We start from the raw sequence: 26,481 nt of genomic DNA, 5'->3' as shown, positions 1-26,481 counted from the left end.
ATTACATCGGCCCGCTAACATAGCGGACATAAGCTTTAACATGCACTCCGCCTTCGAGCGCTTTTTTCTGGCGAAGGCTTTGTCCGGCACCGAGGTACGAGGACCGACAAACCAAGACAGAAAACAAGTGCTGGGAAGCGGATGTGGACAGGATAAGCTATTTACGGAGTAGGCTGCTAGGGAGCGCAACGAGGTACGAGTGAGCATCTTGATCCAGCCGCCCAGAGTAAATGACCTAAGCAAAGACCCGAAGCAGCGCGCTAAGCGAGGGCCGGCTTCCCGAGGCTACGAGGGGAGACTGCCCGAGCGCAGGCTGCCAGGACCACAAATGCCGGCTCAGCGAGCGTCATATTCGTTAAATACCATTCGAAAAGCTGGTATTTGCAACTCATTTGCTATTCTGATGAGCTTGTCAACATAAGTCTGCGAACAATTCATACCTATATGCTTTGGTATCAAATGGGTCATTCAAATTCTTAACATCAGATATATAGATTTTTTGCTTTTGCACAGTATCGAGTTTGGTTTAGTACATCCGGTAAATGTAATACTTTTTCTATTGTTGGCCTATTGCTAATCTAAGGAAAGAGGGTTATTTGTGGGTTTTGGCAGATAATGATAACTTATCGTCTAAGGAAATCGAGAGCGTTGAATTTCTTTGTTCGGCTATGTTGGTAGAAATTACGAAGCGGCAGGAGCAGATAGAGTTAAAGCAGTACTTGAGGGATGAATCGATACTTAACCTGTTATTCAATAATTCTGATTTTATTAAAACTAAAGGACAAGAGTGGGGCTGGAACCTCTCGAGCCCATATATTGTTGTAATTATGGAAGGGAAAATGAAGGTACACGGACATAGATTTTCCGATGTTCGTGCTACGGCTGAGAACATTCTTCTTGCAAAATACCCCGGTGTTGTGACAGGAATGATAGGAAATTATCTTGTAACCCTATTCCCTTACCACAGAATAAGAGAAAAAGACAGCATAGTCAGCGATAAATGGAAGGATATCCCGCTTAAAGCTTATTCGGAGTTGCAGAGAATATTAAGCGGAGAGAGAGGTATTGCTGCGGATCCCAGACGCCAAAGCGAGTTTCGTCAGGGTATTGAAAAAGCCATTGCCTATGCAAAAGAATTTGATACGCCTCGCCTCAATTGTTTAGTTGGCAAAAAGATCCCTGGTCTTCGCCAAGAACAGCATGCAGTTCTAGTAAAAAACCTCCGTTACGCAGCAGAACAACTTGAGAAGGCAGGCATCAAGCTTCTCATTGAACCGGTCAATCATTTTGATATTCCCGGGTTCCTTTTAAATAAAACACAAGACGCTTTGGACCTCTTGGCCGAGATAGACCACCCCAATGTTTATCTTCAATATGATATTTATCATGCCCAAAGAGAAGAGGGAGAAATTGCCGGGACCCTCAAAACCCATCTGGATAAAATTCAAAATATCCAAATTGCTGATAACCCAGGGCGGCATCAGCCGGGTACCGGCGAACTCAATTTCCCTTTTCTACTGCGGACAATAGATGCTTTGGGATATCACGGTTATGTTTCCATGGAGTATGTTCCCACACCGAATACAGAGGCTTCGCTGAATTGGCTTAAAGAGCTTGGCTACGGGCTAAAAAGCAGCTCGGTAAGCAAGTAAGAAGGTAAAAGCCATAGTTAGGATGGGTTAGACTCGTAACATCGCTTTTATAAGCAGGTATAGAAACGGAGGATGTTAAGGTATGAAAATTGGTTTTATTGGACTAGGAATTATGGGTAAGCCCATGAGTAAAAACCTTCTAAAAGCGGGGTATTCGCTTATTGTTTATAATCGTTCGACAGTTCCCGTTCAGGAATTAGTTGAATTGGGCGCGTCACCGGCATCGTCCCCTAAAGAGGTCGCCGAGCAATGCCAAGTGGTTATTACAATGCTCCCTAATTCTCCGGAGGTCAAGGAAGTCGTTCTCGGAACTAACGGTGTGTTGGAAGGAGCCCTTCCAGGGACCATTCTAATTGATACAAGTTCGATCGCGCCCGAAGCAAGCCGTGAAATTGCAGCGAGACTCTCCGAGAAAGGAGTCCGCATGCTGGATGCGCCGGTTAGTGGCGGTGAACCTAAAGCCATTGACGGGACGCTCGCTTTTATGGTTGGCGGTAAAGAAGATAACTTTGATACCTGCCTTCCTATCTTTAAAGCCATGGGCTCATCTGCAGTACTTTGTGGGGATATCGGAGCGGGAAACGTAACTAAGTTGGCTAATCAGACGATTGTTGCAGTAAACATTGCAGCTATTTCAGAAGCATTAGCGTTGGCCACGAAAGCAGGCGTGAACCCCGAACGGGTTTATCAGGCGATTCGAGGGGGGCTCGCCGGAAGCACGGTTTTAGATGCAAAAGCTCCCATGATCTTCAAGCGCTCCTTTGACCCGGGCTTTCGCATTGACCTGCATATTAAAGATTTGAATAACGTTTTAGATACAGGGCACGCCTTGGGGGCGGCTTTACCGCTAAACGCCAGCGTTATGGAGATGATGCAGTTTTTAAAAAACAACGGTTTAAAACATGCTGACCACTCGGCCTTGGTGCAATTCTACGAAAAACTTAACGGTATTCAGGTAAAAGTCCTATCTTAATAAAAAAGTACAACTATAAATATAGAAACTTGTTAACATGAGCCATAACTAATCTTTCATCAACTCAAATTGTTACGTATCTTCTCCTCCTTCTAGATAATTTCGACTACGCTATTATATATTTAGAAGGATTATAGATTTGTCACTGTATGATATTGTGATGTTCCAATAAATACTCAAAATTATGCTTGAGTCAGTAAGCTATGAAAAATGCCAGTCGAGGTCACCCGACTGGCATTTTCTTTTGTCACAATACCTCTCTTACCTCAACCTTTAATAAACCTCCAACACCTTTGTACCTCCTGGTAAGGGGACTAGAAAAATGCCGGACTTTTTTGGGAAAAAGATGTTGCATTAAGGTCTTTGTGAATTGTTGTAATTGATTAAAACGACGATAATTTAGTTGACTCTAGATATATTGTGATTCAGGGCACTAGCATTTACCGTTGGTTGGCCTTCCCATAAGTAGTGCCCGTACTGAGAAATTAAAGGCTTCAGCATGGGTTTCTAATTATGGTTTGGTTAATAACAATAACCTTGTAGTTGCCGTATGTGATGCAAATAATATTATGTTTAAAATAGTAATGATAAATCCGCCATTATCATTACTATCTGTTTCTACTTTGGTGTCCACTTTTTTTATATATCCAATGGTAATTTGCCGGGGAATATGGCATAATAATTTGATATCTGTCCGGTTTGCCTCCCGTGATGATTTATCGCGGACAGGCGTTGTTGCCGGTGGGCTTTCACTATTTAGAAATGGATGTAAGAACATGGACACAATTTGGCGTCTTTTACCAAGACTGTACTATTCGATGAGGAAATATCTCTTCACCAGAGCTCGCGAATGCGGATTGGAGAAGGGGCAGCCACGGATTTTGGATTATGTGTATGTCAACGACGGCTGCATTCAACGAGAGATCTGTGACGAGTTCTCGTTGGATAAGTCCTCCATCAGCAATTTTTTGGCGAAACTGGAGGAAGATGGCACACTGCGCCGCAAGCGGAACCCGCTATCTTCCCGCGAGGTCAACGTGTTCGTCACCGACAAGGGCAGGGAGATACAAAAACGACTGGATGTGGTATATGATGAACTGGAGCAGATTACCTTCCAAGGGTTCTCGCCTGAAGAAAAAGAGCAGTGCATCCACTATTTATCCCGTTTGACCAAAAACATGATGTCATATCGCAAAGACGAATCCCAATGATCGCACTACAAAAAGCTGACGGCCGGTATAATACCGACCGTCAGCTTTTTGTAGTGCGATAGGCATGGGCAATAACTTGGTGGTAAAATCCGCTGCGCGCTCGGCATCAGGAAGCGCTGCCGGACTTCAAAGGGGGTTAACGCTCCAAGAGACGTCAAACTCCCGATGCGGAAAAACAGTCGGATATGCCCCATAAATTGTTGTGCATATGTGACATAATTTTCGCAACCTTTTTGCAGTTAAAACCATTGACAAAAATCAATATTAAGGTATATATTTAATCAAACAGTTGAATTGCAAAACAGTTGTGTTTCAAAACTAATTTGTTTGGTGTTAATATTTCCGGCCGGGATATTGACGTAAAAAAACCTCTATTTTAGAAGGGAGCGTTCATTATGTCCAAATCAAAGCAGATTGCGGAATGGAAAGAAAAGAAATTCGGTCGCATGATTACCGAAGAGGAACTGATCAAAAGAGCCCACCCGGCATGGCCGTACCTGTATTTCACTCCTGGCGAATACATTAAACCCGAAGTAATCGACCGCGTTATGGCCGGCAGCATTGAGCTTCACACCCATGGCGCACCCACCGCTTGGCTTGAGGGCCGGTCAAACTACTATGACACAGCCATCAGTTGCAGCGAACAGAAGATGAAGGCCGTAGTGTTTAAAGACCAAGACACTCCAACCAACATGATGGCCGGCGTTTTACAACGAAGCTTGGATGCGTTGGCGGCGGACAAAGCCAAGCGCGGTGAGGAGTTTACGCCCGTTCAGGTGTTTGGCGGCATCGTTTTGGATAAATCCATCGGCGGCATGAATCTTCAAGCCGTGAAAAAGGCCCTGAGCATCGGGCGCTGCAAGGAAATCTGGCTGCCTGCTAACGACTCGGCACATCTGCAGGAAGTTTTTGGCGACGAAACCAAAGGCTACCGGGTCTCCGATATGAGCGGTACGTTGACCCCAGAGATGATTGGCGTGCTGGAAATCCTGCACGACTACAACACTAACAGCACGGGCGAGCGGTGTTGCCTGGCCACCTGCCACGTCTCCAACGAAGAGAAATACGACGTTTCCAAATATGTCAAGCAAAGGGGTATGAACGTCGGAGTTGTACATGACCACATTACCCAGGAGCTGACATTGAACTCCGTGGAAGAGGCTCTGGAACTGATTGATTTGGGATCGTATGTGGAAATATGCTCCAACTCCGTTGTCCCCTGGAGCGCCATGACTAACTGGATTGTGGCCTATGACTATACCATCGAGTTGACCAAGCGCCTGATCAAAGAGCGCGGACCCGAGCACATTCTGCTGGTCACGGATGCCGGGTTGCCGGGTTACGATGAAGTGCCGGCTCTGAGGGTGCTGATCGAAACCCTTCTCAAAAACGGCATCAGCGAGGCGGATCTTAACGTCATGTGCAAAGACGCCCCGGCGGCGCTGATCGGCAAAATCTGATCGGACGGCAACTTAAGATACTCATACAAAATATGCGAAGCGGATTATGCAATGGCTTGGTTCAGCTTTTTTGGCATAGTTGCCGCTGTTGTCGTCATCATCGTAGGCACGCTGCGCGGACATTCCCTGGACCGCGCTCCTTGATAATATGATTTATCAAATCGAAGGGATAGTCGTAGTTGATAATCCAGTTTGTCATTCCTGGCCAGGTACACATGAACACCGGCATAGCCCAGCATGGCCACTGTGGCGATAGCGCCAGATAGTGCTCACCACCGACTCTGGCCAGCCGGGAAACGAATTGGTTGACGGCATCAAATTGTTAATACTGACTCTTATTAAAAAAGGGGTTAGTGAGTCTGATATCAACGTCATGCTAAAGGAAACTCCAGCTATGCTGCTTGGCAAGATTCGATCTAGCGGCAAAGGCAAAAATATTTGAGCGGTGGAACACGTGTGATGGGGTAATTTTTGATATAATCAACTTTTCTATTAGAGACTGCCTCGTCAACGCACCACCGCTTCTTTATTTTTTCACGACGGCCTACCGCTTATAACTCTGGACTTTTAGTTGAGAAAATCTGTAAAGGGAGTGTAGAATATAGATGAGTGGAGAAAATTTAGATCATAAAGAATTAAAAGAAGTAATGGAAGATAATGCTCTTACTAGAGTGCCTGATTCAGAAAGACAAGGATGGCTTTCAATATCTTGGAATACCATGGGAGCTATCTCAACATTAGCTCAGCTGCTCATTGGAGCGACATGTACTTTCATTGCAGGGATCTGGGTCGGAATTATCGCTGCTATTATTGTTTGTATCCTTGGTGGAACCTTAGGTGCATTGATTGGACACATGGCTTACAAACAAGGTCTTTCTAACACAGTTATGTCACGTTTCTATGGTTTCGGTGTCAAAGGGTCAGTTATTTCTGTTATTTGCTATAATTTATTGATTATTGGTATGCTGGCTATGGAAAACGTTTTGATTTACGAAACGATTTTATTCTTCTTTAAAATGCCGGCAACACTTACAAACGCAATTGCAATTTATGCAATCCTAACTGTTCTCTGGATTCTTTTGTCCGCTTTCGGTATCAAATTGGTCACTAAGGTATCATCTATTATGCTTGTTGGCTTCCTAGTAATAATGTGCTACATGGTATTCCAAGCTGCCGCAACATCAGGAATATCTTGGGGACAAATTTTAACACACGGTCCGGTTTTACCAGGCGGAGATACGAAGAGTCATTTCATTCAAGTTATTAATATTTTGATTGGCTCGGCTGGAGCCCTCGCATTAGCGGATGCTGACTTCGGCAGATTCTCAAAATCCACAAAAGATGTTGCTATTGCTGCATTCCTTGGTAATATTATGATGGATATCATTATCTTGCTGACAGGTTCTATCATTGTGTATGCCGGTTATGCGACTCTGCAAAAATATTATATGGCTCAAGGTATGGACATTGTTGCTGCAGGTCAAGCCGCACTTACTAACGTTGGAGGCGACTTCGTTATCCTGGGAGGCGTAATAGGTTTAATCCTGATGATCTTGGCTCAGGGCAAAGTGCAGGTTTTGAATTGCTATTTAGCTTCTTTGGCACTAACAAATGCTGGTGATGCTTTTGGCTGGAAACCAGGACGTTTTTGGATGATTGTCATAGCTAATGCTATCGGTCTTCTCTTGATTTGGGGTAATTTGATTGGAGTACTCACCAGCTGGCTGTCGCTTTTGGGCATATTGACTACTAGCCAAGCGACCATTATGTTAGCTGACTACTTTATCGTCCAAAAAGGTAGAGATGTTTCGACAATGAAGGCGCCGCAGTTTAACTGGGCAGGAGTAGTAACTATTACAGCTGCTACAGCGATTTCCTTCTTGCTGGCTAATGTTATTCCGATCTTATTTATCACAGCTGTAATTGTCTCAGTGATCCTATATCCATTATTAAGAAAAAATATATTTAAAGATACAAGTTTTAACGAGAGTGCTGTAAATGTTAACTAGTAAATGGTAGTTAAATCATAAATTTATAAGAAAGGATGTATGTAAAATGCAAGTTTTGAAGCCACCGTACTTTGCAAGCTTGGAAAAAAATGATCCGGTATTTGCAGAAGCAATCGAAAAGGTAATGATGTCAGCCATGGTTCCAGGTGCACTGGACTATAAAACAAAATTACTTTTAGCTTTAGTCTTGGATGCAGCTTATGGTTCAACTGGCGGTGTTGCCAATGTATCCGAAGAGCTAAAAGCGATTGGGACAAGTAATGAAGAAATTGCCGAAGCTTTGCGTGTCGCTTACTTTGCTTTTAGCAATCCTATTTTGACAGCTTCCACAGCAGCTTTTAAAAATGAATAAAGTATTTAATCGTAAGCATTAGAATATACTCTTGGTTTGTAAAAAGATATCGCGCTTTTCCAAAACATCTATGACTTGACTAATATTTAAGATGTTTATCTAAACTTCAATCTTTGATTGAGTGTCAGATGTAAGTATACATACAGCGTACAGAGGCAAAGGGTATCCACAAAATGGATACCCTTACTTCATTTTTTCGACCTTATTCGTTTAATGAAATGAAAAAATAAAGACTAGTCAACCAGGTAAACACACCTTCGTTGACTAGTCTTTTTTCTATTAGATTTCACACTCGATTTCAGAGCCATCCAACAGGCTCAATATCAGTTTTGTGTCATCATGAACTGTCATTTTCTCAATGAGCTTGAAGTATAAATCCGAATCAAACGCTTCAATGGGACCTGCTGCTTGAAATATGCTAATAAAACGCTTGACCGTTACTCTCTCCAAAACATCTTCACTACTATTTTACTCCGTCCACTTTTTCATGAAATAGTCTTTGTTTTCCACGATGACATTATAAGTATTTACAAATGCTGAATATAGAAGTTTATCATTAATATGTCTGCTATCACAGCCGATTTGTCCCTTAGTCTGATACTTACTATTGCACCGCCAGATCACTCTTCTTAAGTTTTCATCCGGTGAATTCCAAACCTTTCTGCCATAGGCCTTTCCGCAATTACCACAAATGACCCTTCCGGCAAAAGGATGGTCCCCAGATGCATAGTCAATCTTTTGGATCTGGTGTTTCTCGGCAAAAGCCCGCCTTCTCTCTTTTTCAAGCTGAACTGCTTCCCATATTTCTTTATCGATAATAGGCGGATGGCTCTCCTCAACATAATATCTCGGAACCTCACCGTTATTTACAACCCTTTTCTTTGAAAGAAAATCTACCGTGTAGGTCTTTTGGAGCAAAGCGTCTCCTTTGTATTTCTCGTTAGAGAGCATTTTCTGAATACTGCTTTCATACCACTTTGCTTTACCGTTCCAGTTTGGAACTCTTTCTTCCTCCAGTTCTTTTGCTATTCTGTTTGGTCCCTTGCCGTTCAAATAATCGTTGTAAATTCGTCTTACTATCTTGGATTATTTTTCATTGATGATTAAGTTACCGTCTTCGTCTCTGTCATATGCCAGAAATTTAGTATGATTAACCGCAACTCTACCCTGTTCAAATCGCCTCCGAATACCCCAAATTGAGTTTTCCGAGATCGATCGGCTCTCGTCCTGCTGCATCCATGGAAACATATTTCAAATGAAGTAACACCAACGTGCCTGGAGATGCCAAATCGGCTACATAGAAGACTCATTGATGTAATAAACACATTAATGAAAGAGTCCGAGTCCCCTCGCCTCTACTGCGGTAATGAGGCTACAGTTCATCCAATATCACGATATGGTAGTTGGATTCTAAATAGTTTGTTGAGTTAGGGACAATGTCTTCAAAAGCTATGTCTATGTATTTCTCATCAGATATCCTTGCTTGCTCAAGTTTTTTTAAAAAGTCATTGTTATAGATGTTATCTCCCAAATTATCTTCTAGTTCATCTAAACGACCGACCCTTACTTCTGATAGATATTCCAGCTTATACACTACTTCATCTTCTGTGTTTTCAATAAGATATTGTTCTTCTCGGCCATCTGTCTGCAGCCTTTCTATAAAAAACTCGTAAGTTGCTCGATCTGGAAAAATTAAAGTAATATGATTATTTAATGTGAAATTATTTAGTAAATTAAAGCTCAAATAATCTGGCATTCTCCATTCTCTTTCGTGAGTCCAATCTATTATCTTAGTTTCTAGTTCATGTGAAATTATTGGCTCAGATGCCCCCCCAATAACCCTTCTACATAAGGATCTGTTCTTTCTAGTTGAAAATTGACAATTCTCCAGTACTCATCTTCGTTGAAACCTAATAGTTTCTTTGCAGTTTCTTTTTCTTCATATATTACCGGCCTCGCGCCGTTGGAATAGAGGTAAAATCGATCAAAGCTTATACCTACTCCGCTGTATCGTAACTTAGCGTAATTGCTAATTGACAAGGCTTCTAATTCTATTCTTATATTTTCAGTATAGACAACAAAGGAACATCTTGAAAACAAGCTGCAGGCCTCTTTCCAGCAATAAAACCTGTAGCAGTAGTACTTCCTAAAATACATTGGTCTTTTAGTATTTGAACTAGTCGATCTACCGCCGCACAATTTATTTTGTGAATAACAGCTGAATCAATTTTAGTTACATCTCTGAAAATTGCGTTTAAATCATCCTGGGTAGGCTTGGTGAGATGGGTTATAATATCTGATAAATCTGTTCGTTCTAACAACCTTTTATAATAGCCATAACGGTTAGCACCAATATTTTTGGCTGGAACCTTTATTATACGTGTCACCTATTCATCTCCCCTCTTTCTGCGGCTATTTTCTTTCATATATGAATTTCCAGAAACCCATCCTTACCATAAAAAAATGGTAAGCAGATAACAAATTCCCATTCACTTACATTATATTTTATCTTCCCGTATTTTCCAACTTTGGGTTTTCTTTGGAAGAGAAGACTTTTACAGCCTAGCCTATAAACTTATATCAATTGCTGTTCATTCCATGAAATATATTTCATCCATTACTTATTACATTTTAACGTTTTCTTAAACCTTTTAACGATGCCTATACTTTTTAACGAAAGGTAGAATTTATCCCAAGGGGGGTGCATTTTAGCTCTTTCGTTATTTTATAATCACTTTAAAAAACTCCTGAAAGCCGCATGAAAAGCGAAAAATCCCAGTAATACTGGACTTTCAGGTTAAGTAATTGTATCAAAGATTAAGTTCTTATTTGTCTAATAACTCAACTGTTGATACAAATTAACGATGTACTTCCGCTTTCCAAATAAGGGGGGTGCATTTGCTTTTTAGGGGGTGCAAAATGTTCATTAGAAAAACATTCTTCCGGATTTATAGCTGGCAGGCAATTCCTCTTCACTTAAAAATTTGAAATTGCCTTCACGCAGTAGTTCGATGTGCGATACGCTCTTTTTTGAAACCCTCCCTCACCGGCTTAATAAATGACAGACTATAAACGGAGACGCAACCGAACTGTAAATCGCGGCAATTCCCATGGCTACCCCGGACATGGAGCCTTGTAGCGTTCCCTCAGACAGCGCAGATGCCGTACCTTGCCCATGGGCCGTCGTTCCATAAACTATCCCACGGGCTAGCGGATTGGTCACTTTGAGCAGGTTTAACAGAATGGGGGTTAGAAATGTCCCTATCATTCCGGTAGCAATGACTAAAACCGAAGTTAGGGTCGGATCGCCGTGAAGTATGGTGGAAATATTCACAGCGATGGGGACGGTCACGGATTTGGGGGCTAAGGATACAACAATCAGCCTATCTAATCCTAAAAATTCAGCTACCAATACGGTCGTGATGATATTGGCCGTTGTTCCTAACACGATTCCAACAACAACAGGAAGGATGTTTTGTGACAATATCTTTCTGTTCCGGTAGAGAGGAACGGCTAAGGCAACTGTGGCCGGACCCAGAAGATAAGTCAAAATATTCTTGGCGGACTGGTACTGGCTCACGGTAACTCCGGAAACCCAAAAGACAACAATGATGATGGCAGTACTTAGGAATACCACATTGATGAGTGGGCTGGGATAACGCTTATTTAATAAGCGGCTAAGAATATAGGCACCTACCGTGACGGCCATCGTAATCAATAAAAGCGTCAGGTTCATTTAGCATCCTCCTTTCTGAGAACGAAACCTTACAAAAAATGTGGCCACAGAGCCCATGACCATGATGCAAACTGCAGTGCCGAGAATAATTGATAATAAAAGCTGTAACCCGCTTAACTTAAATAATCCAATCCACTGCATGAGCCCTACGGCAATCGGAATAAAGAAAAAAGCAAGATGTTTGAACAATAAATCAGCTCCTTCTTCTATCCATTCGAGTTGAATAATCCCTGTCAGCATCAATAAAAACAAGATAATCATTCCGAAAACATTTCCCGGAATGGGGAAGTTGGTTGTTTCAGCCACAATATTTCCCAATTTATAGATTAGCCAAAGCAAAGCAATTTGCGAAGTAAAACGTAACCATTGCGTCATAAACTCTCACTCCCTTTTCGCTTTCAAATCTTAAATAAATTGTATAGCCCAACCTTGTATTTGTAAAATAGATAGTTGTGATCTAATCTATGAGTAAAATAGATAGTATATGTGCTGAAATAAACTGCCTTATCAGTCCATCCGTAGACATTAGTTGCACTTGGATATTGTAAATGATAATGTAAAAGTGGCGCTTTCCATACTTAGTTGAAAAATGCGGTAAATTATGGTATAATAGAATGGTCAGAAACGCTGAAACGAGGCCATTCTATGGATGAATTTGTTAAGTTATTAGATAGAAATTTAGAGTATGTCAGTCATAAGATCATTGAGGATACTATTTATATCAAAGTTGTGTCAATACGAGAAAAACTTATCTGTCCCTTTTGCGGAAAACCTTCATCAAAAACTCATTCCCATTATGAAAGAAGTTTTCAAGACTTACCGATGCAGAATAAGAAAGTGATCATAATTCTTAGCAACAGAAAGATGCTCTGCTATAATCCGGATTGTGAACACACCACTTTTGCAGAAACTTATGACTTCCTACCCGTTAAGGGGAAGAAGACAAAACGCCTCGAAGAGGCAATCATCAATTTATCCCTGAATGTAAGCTCTCTAACAGCATCTGCTATATTGAATACTAGTATTGCAAAAGTGGGCAAGAGCACCATCTGCAATCTTTTAAAAAAAAGACGCACTAATAATTGATAAAGAATCCGTTTCTATGGTTTGTATTGATGACTTTGCAATTAGGAAAAGGGAATCTTATGGAACAATCATGGTTGATATTGAAACTCACCGTGTGATTGATTTGATTCCTTCGAGGGAATGCGAAGACGTTATAGAATGGTTAAAGACCTATCCAAACCTCAAAGTCGTTTCTAAAGACGGCTCGATCACATACCATAATGCTATAACTAAGGCACATCCCAAAGCTGTCCAGGTAAGTGACAGATTTCATATACTTAAGAATTTAACTTCGTATTGCAAAGAGTTTCTTATGAAATATTTTAAGGCCAAAATAATTATTACGGTGCCTAAAAAGCCTCAAGTAGATGTGACGGCAACATCGGGACTATCTGTAACTAACAAAAAACTAACATTAGAAGAAAAGTTAAACCAAGCGCTTTCTATGCTCGCGGAAGGTCTTGCAAAAAACAGCTTTGCAAGCAGTTGCATATAGATATTCGAACACTGGATAAATTAATCTGTATGAGCGAGGAAGCCCGTATTCAGTATGTAAGAAGCAGTGTGGATCTGTTACATGAGCAAATAGTGTTAAAGAAGCTGGAACTGATAAATGCCGTTAAAGATATGCATAAGAGAAAGTTCTCTATAAGATCAATTTCCAAAGAGCTGCAATTATCTAGGCAGACGGTTAAAAGATATCTAAATGAAAGTGTAACAGCAATTCATGGAAGTTATAGTGTTAAGAGAAGAAGTATCTTAGACCCATACCTAGGTGAAATAAATGTGCTAATTGATAAAGGTATTGCCTTGACCGCAATTGAAGCCAAAATTCGTCAAGTAGGTTATAAAGGTTCTTCCTCTACTCTAAGAACTTATGCAGCAGGCTTGAAAAGGTTGATTCAGAATACTTACAATGCTAATAATATAGCGCCAGAGAATATCGAATTAGTAGAACGTAAATTGTTAATAAAGCTATTATTCAAACAGGTTGGGAAAATTAAAGGACTGAACAGCGAATGTTTAGACAGAGTAAATAGTCAATATCCTCGGTACAAGGAGCTCATAGACATCGTTAATGAATTCCGGAAAATGTTGTTGGATAAAAATGTTGGTATGATTGAACAGTGGATACATAGGGCTTTGGGCTTAAATATTCGTGAAATAACTTCGTTTATAAATGGCATAACCAGAGATATTACGGCTGTAAAAAATGCCATTAAATATGAATACAATAACGGACTTGCCGAAGGCAGCGTAAATAAGCTTAAGGTTATAAAGAGGATAATGTATGGTCGCAATAGTTTTGAAATGTTAAGGAAAAAACTGTTACGGCTTGAAAAAAGGCCAAAATTCAACTAACTATGGAAAGAGCCAAAAATTCGTTGACATTCACAATTTGTTATCAGAACAACATAATATCCCATGGAACCAAATGAACATAAATAAATATAAATCAATATTATTAAATGCATTAGTAATTTGCGACAAAAACGAACAAACTCTAAACCTAATTAATAAATCGACCTATTTCAAACCAATAGAAGATATTACAAAAGATTTAATAATGAATACAAGAAATGCTTTTATACAAACTATTTAAATTATACAAATTACAGAAATCAAACATACATGGATATTGCTAATAAATATACAAATATAGCAAATCAAAACAGAAAAGACTTCAAAAACACATTCGAAGAACTATTGGATAATGGCAACTACAACTATTCGGTCCAAAATGGTAAAAAAACCTATTATGCGGATAAATAAAGAAAAGAAAGGATGAAAGTATGAAAAAGCAAAGAAACGCAAATGGAGAAGGAAGTATCCATCAAAGGAAAAGTGGAATACACGAAGGTAAATGGGTAAGCCAAATAACAATAGGAACCGATCCAGACACCGGGAAACCTAAACGCAAAACATTCTACGGTAAAACAAGGCTAGAAGTTAAAGCCAAAATGAAAGGGGCTATGAAGGAACTTGAGAAAGGAATAGATCTTCAAGCTCAATCAAAACTGACTTTCGGGGAATGGTTAATAACCCGGATGGATAACTACAAGAAAATGGAAGCGAGATTAGCTACTTGGGAGAACTACCAAAGGTCAGTCAAAAACCATATATATCCCGAATTAGGGAACATACCACTAGGAAACCTTAATACGAATGACATACAGAAACTTTACAACAAAATGAAAACCAACAAATCCGCATCCGCTACGATTAGGAGAAATCACCAAATTATTAACTCCTGTTTAGGCCAAGCGATAAAGAATCGACTAATTAGCTGGAACCCCGCAACAGCCGTTACTTTGCCAAAACTTGAAACAAAACAAATTAAAGCCATGACAAAAGATGAAATGAGTGCATTCATAGATTCCATTGAAACTGAAATTTTAAGAGCAGCATTTTTGACACTGCTAGGGACTGGGTTAAGACTTGGAGAAGTATTAGGTTTAAGATGGCAAGATATAGACTTTCGTAAGAAAACGATCAATATAGTTCAAGCACTTGTAAGAACAAAATCAAAAGGCTTAATCATGGAAAACCCTAAAACTGAAAAATCAAAAAGACTACTACCAATTCCAAACGAAATAGCAGTAGCAATTCAATTACACAGAATGAAACAAGGAAAAATCAAACGGCACGCTAAAGAAAACTATGTGAATAATGACCTTATCTTTTGCACGAATAGCGGAAAACGAATAGCGGAAAACCAATAAACCCAAGATTTCTAACTAAAAAGTTTTATGAAGCAAGAGAAAGGGCCGGAATATCAAATGGGATAAATCTTCATGCATTACGGCATACCTACGCGACGAGGCTACTTGAAGAAGGCGAAAACATAAAAACCGTTTCAGAACTCTTAGGACATACAGATATATCGATAACCGGTAACACATACGCCCATGTAATGCCCGAAATAAAAAGAAATGCATCCGATAAAAGAATAATTTATTAAAGAAAAAATCCCCTCAAAGTTGAGAGGATTAATTTCAATGATTCAATTGCAGTAACGTTGCAGTATATTACGACTTTCAGGAAATCAAAAAACCCTGAAACCCTTGATATTACTGGTCGGAGCGACATGATTTGAACATGCGACCTCTACCACCCCAAGGTAGCGCTCTACCAAGCTGAGCCACGCCCCGACTTATTGCCCTTACCTGAAGGACTTTTATAGAGTATCATATTAACGCTAGGAACGCAACCCTAAGTTTGCCCGATTACTTCTATCTTTCTTACACCGTGGATTTTCCCAAGCCCTGTGAGAAGATTTTCCGGAGTATCTGCCATTTCGGCAGTTTCTAGGGAAACAGAAACATTAGCAATTCCTTGCAGAGGGATCCCTTGATTAATCGTTAGAATGTTGCCTTTTACAGAGGCAATGAAATTCAGAACGTGAGAGAGTACTCCCGCTTTGTTTTCAAGCGCTAGGGAAATCGTAATGATCCTTTCCCGACTGGCCTCATAAAAAGGAAACACTCCATCTTTATATTTGTAATAGGCACTTCGACTAAGTCCGACACGCTCGACCGCGTCATTGATCGTGTCTACATCCCCTTTGACTAGTAGTTCTTTCGCCTCTGCGGTCTTCAAAATGGCTTCCGGCAAAATAGCTTTACTTACAATTAAAAAATCATGGGTCCTGCCAGCCACCAAATCTCTCCTATCTACCCCTTGCTTACTATATCAAACATATTATAAGCTAATTCGTATGAGTTTGGCAAGAATTCTGATAGTCACTAAAAAGGAACGTCAGATCTCGCACGAATGCGGTAATCCAGACGTTCCTTTTCTAGTCATTCATTCTCCCTGAGGGTCTAAGCCTATTAGCATTTGATAGAGCCAGTGAGGGACATTAGATAATGATACAAATGAGTCCCCCGTTGCCGTCATTGACAATTCTTTGCAAAGTGTCTTGTAGCTTATGTTGAGCATTTTCTGGCATCTTGTAGAGCTTATTTTGGATTCCCTCACGAACTAAGTCATGCAATGACTTACCGAAAATATTAGATTCCCAAACCTTCTTCGGATCATTTTCAAACTCATCGAGCATATACTTCACGAGTTCTTCCGCTTGCCTTTCTGTTCCGATCAGGGGCGTAATTTCTGTCGTGACATCCGCTCTGATAATATGGAGTGATGGGGCACTGGCTTTCAGCTTGATCCCATAATGTCCACCTTGTTTAACAAGTTCCGGTTCTTCTAGGAACATTTCTTCGAGTTGAGGAGTGACAACGCCATAGCCGTTAATACGGACTTCTTCGATTGCCGCAGACATTTTATCCCATTCCTTTTTGCCCTTGCTATAATCTAACACTAGGCGAAGTAAGGAATGATCACCTTCAATTTCAATCCCCGTGAGTTCTTGTAATACTGTTTTAAAGAGTCCTTCAACAGCAGTGATTTCAATATTGGCAACCCCGGTGCCTAAGTTCATCTCTTTGAGGAGTACATCCTGTGCATATTCGCATTCCGTTAATGCATCTAAGGCTAGATCGATGTCCCGTAAACGCCGAACATTCTCGATTGCTTTACGCACTGTTTCTTCGAAGGCGGCACGGATCGGATGAGATACATCCAGCTCTTCGACCCATTTGGGAAGATCGATGTTAACTTCTTTCACGGGGAACTCATACAATACTTCTTCGAGGATTTGCGTGATATCTTCTTGTGTCATTTCAAGACAATTCACCGCAATCACAGGTATTCCATACTTTTCTTCAAGAGAACGGCATAATTCCATGGTATTTTCCGCATAGGGACGGGTTGTATTTAAGAGTACTACGAAGGGTTTTCCCATCTGACGTAACTCGGAAATAACTCGCTCCTCTGCGTCGAGGTATGCATCCCGCGGAATATCTGTGATCGACCCATCGGTCGTAACCACAACCCCAATCGTAGCATGATCCGTAATGACTTTACGGGTGCCCATTTCGGCTGCATCCTGGAACGACATGGGTTCATCACTCCATGACGTTTTCATCATGCGTGGCTCTTCGCCATCTTCAGTTTCGTACCCTAATGCACCTTCCACACTGTAGCCTACACAGTCAACTAAGCGGACATTCATGTGGATTGAGTCTTTTACTACGATTTCCACGGATTCTGATGGAATAAACTTTGGTTCTGTCGTCGTGATCGTTTTCCCCGTCCCACTTTGAGGAAGTTCATCTTTAGCCCGTTCCCGCTCGAAAGCATCTTGAATGTTAGGCAGGACTAGGAGGTCCATGAATCGTTTGATAAAGGTGGACTTTCCTGTACGGACTGGCCCGACGACACCGAGGTAGATATCGCCTCCTGTTCGTTCAGCGATATCCCTGAAAATGTCTAATTTTTCCATTAGTAAATTCCCTCCCTTTTGAGTGCTGTCCCAAAAATTGGGGAAGGGCCTCCACCTTATCTCCCCTTCCACCTCCCTGTACCACGTGGATTCCCGATGACTGGACTAGCACATTAAGCAGTATAAGTATATTGATTCTTTTGGGCAAATATGACAACAAACAAAAAACGTAGAAAAGGCATTTAAAACAACCTCTTCTACGTCTATGAAACTTAACCTGAAAATATGCGCACTATTTTAGCCAGCTCATCTCAACAACTTCTTCAAGTTCATGGCGTTTCCCACGCATCATTAAATCCGTAACAGCAACTTTGGGATCAGCACCTTCAAACAAGACTTTATAGGCTTGCTCTGTAATGGGCATTGAAATATGTTTCTCTACGCTAAGTTGGTGTGCAACACGGGCAGCTTTTACCCCTTCTACCACCATGCCCACTTCTTGAAGCACCGTTTCTAAGGGTTTACCCTCACCGAGCGCTACACCAGCCCGGCGATTGCGACTATGTGGACTCGTACAAGTAACGATGAGGTCCCCAACGCCCGATAACCCGGCAAACGTTAACGGATGACCTCCCAATGCCACGCCCAAGCGTGCAATTTCAGCTAATCCTCTGGTCATTAAAGCTGCTTTGGTGTTATCTCCAAACCCTAACCCCTCGGCAATTCCTGTACACAACGCGATGACATTTTTTAAGGCTCCACCCAATTCAACTCCGATGACATCCGGGTTTGTGTAGACTCTAAATTTTGGCGCCATCATCATATCTTGCACGGTTTCTGCAGTCTTCACGTCCGAAGCAACCACAACGGTTGTTGGCATATCCCGCCCTACCTCTTCTGCATGGCTGGGGCCAGACAATACCGCAATCGGATTTTGTGGAAGCTCCTCTGTCAATACCTCTGAGAGGCGTAGGTGGGTTTCTTCCTCTAACCCCTTGGCAGTATTGACCACAATGCAACCCGGCCTTAGATAAGGCTTGACCGATCGAGCAGCTTGCCTAACACTATGGGACGGCACACTAAAAACAACCAGATCAGCGTTTAACGGCGAGAGATCCGTTGTTGGTACAAGCCCTGGAGGCAAAACAACGCCCGGCAAATAACGTGCATTTTCGCGGTGAGTCCTCATAATTTCCATCTCATCTGGATGACGACCGATAAGCGCAACCCGATGGCCTGCATTCACTAAGAGCACAGCCAAAGCACTACCCCAGCTCCCGGCCCCATAAACCGCTATATCGGGCATATGTTTACTCCTCTCTACACCAAGATACTTAACCTTAAGCACTAAGACTCTTCTAAATACGAGTCCGTGCAGCTCAAGGTGGGGTAGAGTCCCCCTCACTACAAATCCTTAGGATTGTTTTTATCGCCAAACCGATGTTCGGTTCCTTGTAATACACGTTGAAAGTTAGCCCGATGAAGAATCAATACGATGGATGAAGCGATCAATCCAAAAAAACGATAGGCTATTGGTTCAGGAAAAACAAAGACAGCAATAGCTACTGTAAGGGCCCCGACAACAGAGCCCATGGAAACATAACGTGTCACCGCTACCACCAGAAGAAACAACGCAATTGCCACCAACATGACCTTCGGCATTAAGACGGTGATAATTCCGAACCCAGCCGCGACTCCTTTTCCACTTGGACGAAAGCCAAAGAGTGGATTCCAACTATGACCCGCCATTGCTAGCAAACCACCTATAATTCCTCCCCAAGGTCCCAATGCCCAGTAACCGACGGTGGCCGCCAATGCCCCTTTCAGGAAATCTCCGAGCAGCACCAAAATGCCCAGTTTAGCTCCTAGAAGTCGAAAGGCATTCGTCGTTCCGATATTTCCGCTACCATGCCGACGCACGTCAATTCCTTTAAGTTGTCCCGCTAAATAGGCAAACGGAATTATACCCAAGCAATACGTTAAAATAAAAATCAGGTAGCGTGACATGATTTACTCCTTCTCTTCATCTTTTTGTCGAATAACGATTCGAATGGGTGAACCCTCAAACCCGAAATGTTTCCGCATCTGATTTTCAAGATATCGCTTATACGAAAAATGCATCAGTTCTGGGTCATTGACAAAGAACACAAAGGTTGGTGGCTTAACTCCCACTTGAGTAATGTAGCGGACCTTTAAACGCCGTCCTTTATCTGAGGGGGGCGGGTTGAGATGCAGCCATTCTCTCAATAAGGTGTTCAACGTGGCCGTCGTCACTCGGGTAGCATTTTGTTCCACCACGAAATCAACGAGATCTAAAATTTTATTAACCCGTTGTCCTGTTTTTGCGGAAATAAACATCGTGGGTGCATACTGCATAAAGCCTAATTCTTCGCGAACAGACTTTTCAAACTTATTGATCGTCTTCTCATCCTTTTCGATAAGATCCCATTTGTTAATAATTAATAGGATTCCTTTACCCGCATCATGGGCATATCCAGCTATTTTTTTATCTTGTTCTGTAACCCCATCTGTGGCATCTATAAGCATGAGAATCATATCCGAACGATCGACCGCGCGAAGAGAGCGAACGACGCTATATTGCTCTGTTAATTCGTCGATACGTCCTTTACGGCGCATTCCTGCCGTGTCAATGAGGATATAATGCTTCCCTTCATGCTCAAAAGGGGTATCGATCGCATCCCGAGTCGTCCCGGGAATATTGCTGACAATGACTCGTTCTTTCCCCAGCATCGTGTTGACCAAGGATGATTTTCCGACATTAGGGCGACCAATCACAGAAATACGTATCACATCGGGATCATACTCTTCGTCATCATTCTCCGGAAAATTAGAAATTACCAGGTCGAGTAAATCTCCCGTGTTCATGCCGTGAACTGCAGAAATGGGAATAGGTTCCCCTAACCCTAAACTGTAAAATTCAAAAAGTTGGCCTTCAGCTTTTTCGAAATTCTCTACTTTATTCGCGGCGAGCAAGACTGGTTTTCCAGATTTACGCAACGTTCGCGCAATCATGTCATCATCCGGCGTGGGAGAAATTTGGGAATCCACGACAAAAATAATCACATCCGCTTCTTCCATGGCGATTTCCGCCTGACGCCGCATTTGGGAAGCAATCGGCGTCCCCTCATCCTTAAATTCGATCCCCCCGGTATCGATCAAGGCGAACTTCCGTCCAAGCCATTCCGCATCTCGATATAGACGATCTCTAGTCACACCCGGCATATTTTCAACAATCGCCACAAGTCCGCCAGTAATTCGATTAAACAACGTTGACTTGCCGACATTCGGCCGTCCCACAATAGCTACAACGGGTTTACTCAAAACGTTCCACCTCCAAAGAATATCCAATTACCTGATCTAAAAACGCCAGGCCATTATTATCGACAATTCGTGCCTTACCATTTACTTTTTTCTCTAACCACTCCACACTCTGATCATCAAGGAAGATGTCTTCATCCGCCTTGAGCATCACGCGTGGAATAAGAAACTCCTCCCCAGACAAATCCCCTAATTGATGAGCGATATCCTGGGCCGTTAGTAATCCAGCAGCGGTCACAGATGGACCAAAAAAAACATTGACAATCGCATGTATCGTGACCTTCAGCCCGCTCACTTCAGCCATTAAGCGGTCCCTCCACGATTCAAAAAACTCCTGTGCTGATGTTCCGGTGATGAGATGTACATGACGTTCTGTTATCCGATCCGGCAGCGAATTCCATCCAGATTCGACTTCAGTGATAAAATTCCGAGCCATTCCAACACCATTCTCTAATTGTGGGAAATCATCATACACAGCTTCCTCTGGAAACTTTCGTCTAGCCATAACGTAAAATTCATCCGCAAAGTAGACGAGATGCCGACCTGTCTGTGCAAAGAAATTTCTTTGCCATTCCTCACCTTGATCAAGGATTCGACATGCTTCCTGTGCTGTAAATCCACGTAGTGTAGTGAGCTTTTCGCGGTAGCGAGTTAACCCCACTGGTACAACAGCAATCGATTGTACGGAAGGATACAGTTCACTTAACTGCTCGATTGTTTCTTTCAACACATCTCCATCGTTATGATCAGGGACTAATACAACTTGAGCATGAACTACAATACCAGCCTCAACTAAACGTCTGACTTGCTCAGGGAGCTTTCCGGCGTGCGGGTTTTTCATCATACGAACCCGTACCTCAGAATTCCAAGCGTGGACAGAAATATACAGTGGACTTAGATGAAGTGCAAGAATTCGTTCAAATTCTTCATCACTCAAATTAGACAAGGTGATGAAACTCCCCTGGGTAAGCGATAAGCGGTAATCGTCATCTTTATCATAAAGAGATGATCGCATTCCTTTTGGCAGTTGTGCCACAAAACAAAACGTACAATTGTTACGACAGAATTTTAGACCATCAGCACTTACCGATACTTCTAAACCCAAAAATTCTCCGGGAGCTTTCTCAATATCAATCTCCCATAGCTCTCCATTTACCTTTTCAATAAGAAGCGTAAACTCATCTTCTGAGATACCAAACTGAAAATCAACGATATCGTTCAAGTCCTCTTCATTTACTGCCAGAACGCGATCGCCGACTTTAATTTCCATTTCTTCAGCAATACTTCCTGTGTCGACCGATGCGACCACAAGCCCTTTAGGCAAAATATTTCATCCTCCTGACGTTCCAGATCATGGCATATTATCCCAGCCTTGATCGTTTACAAGTATACTACAAATTTAACGCATCTGCTACTGTAGTTCACGCTCTTCTGACGGTTCATAGGCCCCTACACCATTCATAAGTGGAAGCTCCGTGACCCTTTTTTGCACTTCCCGTTTCGTATACAATCGGTACCCTTGACGAAGACCAGCCCAGACCGTGAATAATCCTACACTGAAATTCCATACAAAAGGATCAGGAAAGTCTGCATGCCTTACGATCCCCTCATACGTAAACCGCACTAAAGCCTGGTTCAAAAGCCAGCTTCCGATTAAGGCAGCTGCTATTCCCCAATCCGACTTAGATGTTAGCCACGCAACTAAGACGAGCACAGCATTAAAAAGCCATGATCCATAGGGAATAACCCCAGGATCATTCACTAGAAAAAGTGTTTCAACACTTAAAATGAAGCTGGTAAAAATAAGCGGGAAAATCCGCCGTTTAGTCCGTTGCCACGCCCATATCCAAAAAACCAGCATGACCGCAAGGCGTGCATAGTGCCAGTGCCAAGGCATCGTCGAAGGAAAGACGACCTCTATTATCCATCCTATAAGCCAAGCGATCGTCAACATAAGAAAAAATGTTCGAGAGGCTCTTTGTTCGGCCCAAGTTACGAGTACCAAGAATAGAATAACCCACTCACCATAGGGAAAAAACAGAATAAACCCCTCCTTATATGGACCCCTAATCCATATTATTCCCATATAGAAGGAGTTTACACGGTGATATCTGGGAGGTTCGCTTCAGTCCGAACGGTTGTTATTTTTTGCCGATATCGAGATAAATTCAGGAGCAACCCCAGTTCCGTTAAGGTTATAACTAGAGAACTCCCGCCATACGAAATTAGGGGCAGAGTAATCCCTGTAACCGGAAAGACCCCGGTCACAACTGCCAAATTAATCGTCGTTTGAATTGCCAACTCAGAGACCAACCCAAAGCCTAATAACTGCCCAAAACGATCGGGACATTCCTTGACAACGCGGTAGATCCGTGCATATAACGCCACAAAGAGGATTAATAACAGCACCGTTCCCACTAAGCCTAACTCTTCCCCGACCATGGCAAAAATCGTGTCCGTATAGTTTTCTGGAAGAAAACCGTATTTCTGCAAACTTCGCCCCAAACCGACTCCAAACAAGCCTCCTGAGCCAAAGGCGATTTCTGCATTGGTAATCTGATATCCTAAGTCCATAGCGTATTTCCAGGGATCTAACCAGACCAGAATTCGCTTCCATTGATACTCCGTGCGGTGAACCAAATAAAGAAGTGGTAAACCAAACGTTGGAGCAGCCGCTATAAACCAGATCGTCGGAATTTCCGTTTGTAAAAGCATCGCAGCACTAGTTAGCGCTAAAACCATTGTCGTTCCTAAGTCTGGCTGTTTATAAACAAGGGCCAAGATGAAAACAGTAACCGAAAGAAGTATACCCAGTGGGACGCGCCAATCCTTACCACGCTTGATTGGATATCGATCTAAGATATGCGCATAAAAAAGCACCAAGGAAAGTTTGGCTATTTCGGAAGGCTGAACTGTAATACCCGCAATTGAAATCCAACGGGCTGAGCCTTTCGCCGCAATCCCTGCATCTGTGAAGATAACCGCAGTGAGTAATCCAAGACTAACAAGGACGCCGATCCCCGTGAAACGCCGCAAAAACGCATAAGGGATTTTAATGGCTACAAACGCAAATACCGAACCAATTAACACCCACTTCATTTGTTGAAGTACATAAAAATACGTGTTTTGTGTAGCATTGAACCCACGTACTGCCCCAGCACTCAACACCATAATTAAACCGAAGGCTAAAAGTGCCAGTGTCAAATACAAGATGGGGAAATCAATGGGCTGAGCGGGTTTTCGTTTAGCCATCTGACTCACCTTTCTTCTATGCCCCACTGGAAAATGACTTCCTGCACCAAGAGCAAGAAGTCATTTTGGGGTAAACCATAATCATTTGAACGCTATTCCTCTCGGTTTTCAGCAAGGATTCCCTTGCCAAGTATATCACCGATGGTTACTGGCTTGATTTCTGGTTGAGAAGCCAAGGCGAGCTCATCATCAGCTTGGCTTGCGTCCAGCATCAGATCCCGAATGCTTAAGCTAATTCGTTTCTCCTCTGGCTTACATTCAATAACCTTAGCACTCACTAAATCCCCGATTTTAAGAATTTCTTCCACTTTATTGACACGATGATCCGCTAATTGGGAAATATGAACTAACCCGTCCACTCCCTCTGCGAGTTGAACAAAGGCCCCAAACGTAACAATGCGTATGACTTTGCCATTAACCAAAGACCCCACAGGATATTTTTCTGCAACTCGAACCCATGGACTTTCTTTGAGTTGTTTTAGCCCCAAAGACAGTTTTCCAGTCTGTTGCTCAAGTTTTAACACTTGAACTTCCACTTCGTCTCCGATCGTTACCATTTCTGAAGGATGCTTAATCCGTGTATAGGCCATATCCGAAATATGCAGCAGTCCATCCATTCCACCGATATCCACAAAGGCCCCAAAATCGACGATCCGCCGAACGACCCCAGTTACTACATCTCCCTCTTTAAGGGTTTCCAGTAACTGTTTGCGCTTAATCGCTTGCTCTTCGGCTAAGATAATTTTTTGGGAAAGAACTACTTTTCGCTTAGAAGGATCAAATTCGATAACCCGTAAACGTAAGGTTTGACCTAAAAATTGATTTAGGTCCTCAACATACCCCAGTTGAATTTGAGAGGCAGGAACAAAGCCGCGCATTCCCACGTCCACTACCAAACCGCCCTTGACAACCTCAACGACGACTGCTGGAATCTCTTCTTTACTCTCAGCTAATTTCTCTAATCGATCCACTGCACCCTCTTCATCCGCTTTTCGTTTAGAGAGCACTGTATACCCTTCCTCATTTTCGACGCGAATCACAACAGCGCTAATTTTATTTCCAATAGAAACAATCTCTTCAGGACGTGTTTTTCTAGCGATCTTCAACTCATTCATTGGAATCACGCCCTCAGATTTCCAACCGATATCAACAAAGATCTCCTCGTTGGTTATTTTAACAACCGTACCGGTAACTCGGGCGCCAAGATGAAGTTCTTGAAAGCTTTCCTCCCAACTAGCCATGTCCATTTCAGTCTCATTCATTTCAGACATTTTCTTATATACCTCCTCGATTATCCAATCTGGTGTAGAAGCCCCTGCGGTTAACCCTGCACATTTAGCCTCTTCAAACCAGGTATTTTCTAATTCATCCGCCGTTTCAATTAAATAGGTTTTCGTTCTTTCCGCACAGATAATCGCTAATTTTTGGGTATTTGCACTATTGCGCCCACCGACAACTACCATCACGTCCACAGTTTCCGCTAACTCACTGGCAACCTTTTGTCGTTCAGCCGTTGCGTTACAGATCGTGTCGTGAACAGTAAGCTCCGCAGTATGGAGTTTTAACTCTTGAACTATTCTTTTAAAGTTTTCCGCGGGTTGAGTTGTCTGGGCCAGAACGGATAATCGTGGGTAAAACGATAGCTCCTTCGCTTCCTCGACCGTTTGGATGGGTATGGCCTGTTCTCCAGCCCAACCCAGAATCCCTTGAACTTCAGGATGGAGTTTATCCCCCATGACAATCACCTGTTGCCCCATTTGAGCCGATTTGGCAGCTAGTCGTTGAGCTTTCTGAACAAAAGGGCATGTTGCATCCACCACTTGAATGCCTTTATCCTCAGCTCCTTTGTAGACGCTTGGTGCTACACCATGGGACCGAATAATCAGGGCTTGTTCGGCGGTTACTTCGATTAAAGTATCCACGACATGAATTCCGCGGTCAGCCAATCGTTTCACAACCTGCTGATTGTGAATGAGTGGCCCAAGTGACACTGCTGGTGAAGTTTCCACTGTCCGTTCTGCCATTTCCAGGGCACGCTTTACCCCAAAACAAAACCCAGCTTTTGCCGCTAGTTTAACGTTCAAACCAAGAACCCTCCCCAAAATTCGTAAAGAACTAGTTCTCCACTCTATTCTTAAATTCCTG

At 42.4% G+C, this 26,481-nt stretch carries 25 protein-coding genes and 1 tRNA gene; 10 read left to right on the top strand and 16 right to left on the bottom strand.

Features of this window, described 5'->3' with window-relative positions:
* Positions 1-605: 605 nt before the first annotated feature.
* The 6 genes from E4K68_RS20560 (at position 606) to E4K68_RS01175 (ending at position 7,657) form a co-directional block, all read left to right on the top strand.
* Complete coding sequence (locus E4K68_RS20560; RefSeq protein WP_135376923.1) at positions 606-1,652, top strand: TIM barrel protein; 1,047 nt, start codon at positions 606-608, stop codon at positions 1,650-1,652.
* 82 nt (positions 1,653-1,734) lie between these two features.
* Positions 1,735-2,625 carry a 2-hydroxy-3-oxopropionate reductase gene (gene garR, locus E4K68_RS01195; protein WP_135376922.1) on the top strand — a complete coding sequence of 297 codons (891 nt, stop codon included), beginning with the start codon at positions 1,735-1,737 and terminating at the stop codon, positions 2,623-2,625.
* 776 nt (positions 2,626-3,401) lie between these two features.
* Positions 3,402-3,836: a MarR family transcriptional regulator gene (locus E4K68_RS01190; RefSeq protein ID WP_158291342.1), complete on the top strand. Its 435-nt coding sequence runs from the start codon at positions 3,402-3,404 to the stop codon at positions 3,834-3,836.
* Positions 3,837-4,231: 395 nt separating this feature from the next.
* Entirely contained in the window at positions 4,232-5,296 is a 1,065-nt protein-coding gene (locus E4K68_RS01185; RefSeq protein WP_135376920.1) for a DUF6282 family protein, read from the top strand.
* A 605-nt stretch (positions 5,297-5,901) separates the two neighbouring features.
* Complete coding sequence (locus tag E4K68_RS01180; protein ID WP_135376919.1) at positions 5,902-7,305, top strand: cytosine permease; 1,404 nt, start codon at positions 5,902-5,904, stop codon at positions 7,303-7,305.
* A 46-nt stretch (positions 7,306-7,351) separates the two neighbouring features.
* On the top strand, positions 7,352-7,657 hold the full coding sequence (locus tag E4K68_RS01175; RefSeq protein ID WP_135376918.1) for a carboxymuconolactone decarboxylase family protein: 306 nt from the start codon (positions 7,352-7,354) through the stop codon (positions 7,655-7,657).
* Between the two features lie 279 nt (positions 7,658-7,936).
* Here E4K68_RS01175 and E4K68_RS20905 read toward each other — a convergent pair whose 3' ends face one another.
* The 6 genes from E4K68_RS20905 to E4K68_RS01140 form a co-directional block, all read right to left on the bottom strand.
* Positions 7,937-8,107 carry a hypothetical protein gene (locus E4K68_RS20905; RefSeq protein WP_243450204.1) on the bottom strand — a complete coding sequence of 57 codons (171 nt, stop codon included), beginning with the start codon at positions 8,105-8,107 and terminating at the stop codon, positions 7,937-7,939.
* A gap of 18 nt (positions 8,108-8,125) precedes the next feature.
* On the bottom strand, positions 8,126-8,737 hold the full coding sequence (locus tag E4K68_RS20900) for a recombinase family protein (RefSeq protein ID WP_282432955.1): 612 nt from the start codon (positions 8,735-8,737) through the stop codon (positions 8,126-8,128).
* A 292-nt stretch (positions 8,738-9,029) separates the two neighbouring features.
* Positions 9,030-9,413 carry a hypothetical protein gene (locus E4K68_RS01160; protein ID WP_135376917.1) on the bottom strand — a complete coding sequence of 128 codons (384 nt, stop codon included), beginning with the start codon at positions 9,411-9,413 and terminating at the stop codon, positions 9,030-9,032.
* 301 nt (positions 9,414-9,714) lie between these two features.
* Positions 9,715-10,044 carry a hypothetical protein gene (locus tag E4K68_RS01150; protein ID WP_135376915.1) on the bottom strand — a complete coding sequence of 110 codons (330 nt, stop codon included), beginning with the start codon at positions 10,042-10,044 and terminating at the stop codon, positions 9,715-9,717.
* Positions 10,045-10,700: 656 nt separating this feature from the next.
* On the bottom strand, positions 10,701-11,393 hold the full coding sequence (locus E4K68_RS01145) for an LrgB family protein (RefSeq protein WP_135376914.1): 693 nt from the start codon (positions 11,391-11,393) through the stop codon (positions 10,701-10,703).
* Positions 11,394-11,768 carry a CidA/LrgA family protein gene (locus E4K68_RS01140; RefSeq protein WP_135376913.1) on the bottom strand — a complete coding sequence of 125 codons (375 nt, stop codon included), beginning with the start codon at positions 11,766-11,768 and terminating at the stop codon, positions 11,394-11,396. It abuts the gene before it with no gap.
* 270 nt (positions 11,769-12,038) lie between these two features.
* Here E4K68_RS01140 and E4K68_RS01135 point away from each other — a divergent pair, with 270 nt between their 5' ends.
* The 4 genes from E4K68_RS01135 to E4K68_RS01120 all read left to right on the top strand — a co-directional run bounded on the left by E4K68_RS01135 (position 12,039) and on the right by E4K68_RS01120 (position 15,181).
* On the top strand, positions 12,039-12,479 hold the full coding sequence (locus E4K68_RS01135) for a transposase family protein (RefSeq protein ID WP_158291341.1): 441 nt from the start codon (positions 12,039-12,041) through the stop codon (positions 12,477-12,479).
* A 16-nt stretch (positions 12,480-12,495) separates the two neighbouring features.
* Entirely contained in the window at positions 12,496-12,954 is a 459-nt protein-coding gene (locus E4K68_RS01130) for a transposase (RefSeq protein WP_135376911.1), read from the top strand.
* A gap of 29 nt (positions 12,955-12,983) precedes the next feature.
* A complete protein-coding gene (locus E4K68_RS01125; protein WP_135376910.1) occupies positions 12,984-13,820 on the top strand; it encodes a transposase in 837 nt (278 codons plus the stop codon).
* A 431-nt stretch (positions 13,821-14,251) separates the two neighbouring features.
* Positions 14,252-15,181, top strand: coding sequence for a tyrosine-type recombinase/integrase (locus tag E4K68_RS01120; protein ID WP_135376909.1), 930 nt, complete (start codon positions 14,252-14,254; stop codon positions 15,179-15,181).
* Positions 15,182-15,533: 352 nt separating this feature from the next.
* Here the strand turns inward: E4K68_RS01120 and E4K68_RS01110 are convergent.
* From E4K68_RS01110 to E4K68_RS01065, 10 genes are all read right to left on the bottom strand, one after another.
* Positions 15,534-15,610: transfer RNA gene (locus tag E4K68_RS01110), tRNA-Pro, on the bottom strand.
* A 61-nt stretch (positions 15,611-15,671) separates the two neighbouring features.
* Entirely contained in the window at positions 15,672-16,118 is a 447-nt protein-coding gene (locus tag E4K68_RS01105; protein WP_135376908.1) for an ACT domain-containing protein, read from the bottom strand.
* A gap of 202 nt (positions 16,119-16,320) precedes the next feature.
* Positions 16,321-17,805, bottom strand: coding sequence for a stage IV sporulation protein A (gene spoIVA, locus E4K68_RS01100; RefSeq protein WP_135376907.1), 1,485 nt, complete (start codon positions 17,803-17,805; stop codon positions 16,321-16,323).
* Positions 17,806-18,037: 232 nt separating this feature from the next.
* Positions 18,038-19,051, bottom strand: a complete 1,014-nt coding sequence (locus E4K68_RS01095; protein ID WP_135376906.1) for an NAD(P)H-dependent glycerol-3-phosphate dehydrogenase — start codon at positions 19,049-19,051, stop codon at positions 18,038-18,040.
* A 98-nt stretch (positions 19,052-19,149) separates the two neighbouring features.
* On the bottom strand, positions 19,150-19,752 hold the full coding sequence (gene plsY, locus E4K68_RS01090; protein WP_135376905.1) for a glycerol-3-phosphate 1-O-acyltransferase PlsY: 603 nt from the start codon (positions 19,750-19,752) through the stop codon (positions 19,150-19,152).
* Positions 19,753-19,755: 3 nt separating this feature from the next.
* Entirely contained in the window at positions 19,756-21,087 is a 1,332-nt protein-coding gene (der, locus tag E4K68_RS01085) for a ribosome biogenesis GTPase Der (protein WP_135376904.1), read from the bottom strand.
* Positions 21,080-22,408, bottom strand: a complete 1,329-nt coding sequence (locus E4K68_RS01080) for a DUF512 domain-containing protein (RefSeq protein ID WP_158291340.1) — start codon at positions 22,406-22,408, stop codon at positions 21,080-21,082. Before E4K68_RS01080 ends, der begins: the two co-directional genes overlap by 8 nt.
* 87 nt (positions 22,409-22,495) lie before the next feature.
* Entirely contained in the window at positions 22,496-23,038 is a 543-nt protein-coding gene (locus E4K68_RS01075) for a hypothetical protein (protein WP_243450201.1), read from the bottom strand.
* A gap of 143 nt (positions 23,039-23,181) precedes the next feature.
* On the bottom strand, positions 23,182-24,336 hold the full coding sequence (gene ftsW / locus E4K68_RS01070; protein ID WP_135376902.1) for a putative lipid II flippase FtsW: 1,155 nt from the start codon (positions 24,334-24,336) through the stop codon (positions 23,182-23,184).
* A 92-nt stretch (positions 24,337-24,428) separates the two neighbouring features.
* Positions 24,429-26,420 (bottom strand): bifunctional 4-hydroxy-3-methylbut-2-enyl diphosphate reductase/30S ribosomal protein S1, encoded by a 1,992-nt coding sequence (locus E4K68_RS01065; protein ID WP_135376901.1) that lies wholly within the window; start codon positions 26,418-26,420, stop codon positions 24,429-24,431.
* Between the last annotated feature and the right edge of the window lie 61 nt (positions 26,421-26,481).

The organism is Desulfosporosinus sp. Sb-LF (assembly GCF_004766055.1).
Classification (GTDB): domain Bacteria; phylum Bacillota; class Desulfitobacteriia; order Desulfitobacteriales; family Desulfitobacteriaceae; genus Desulfosporosinus.
The sequence above is the reverse complement of the archived record's forward strand: the minus strand, read 5'-3'. Positions and strand labels throughout refer to the sequence as shown.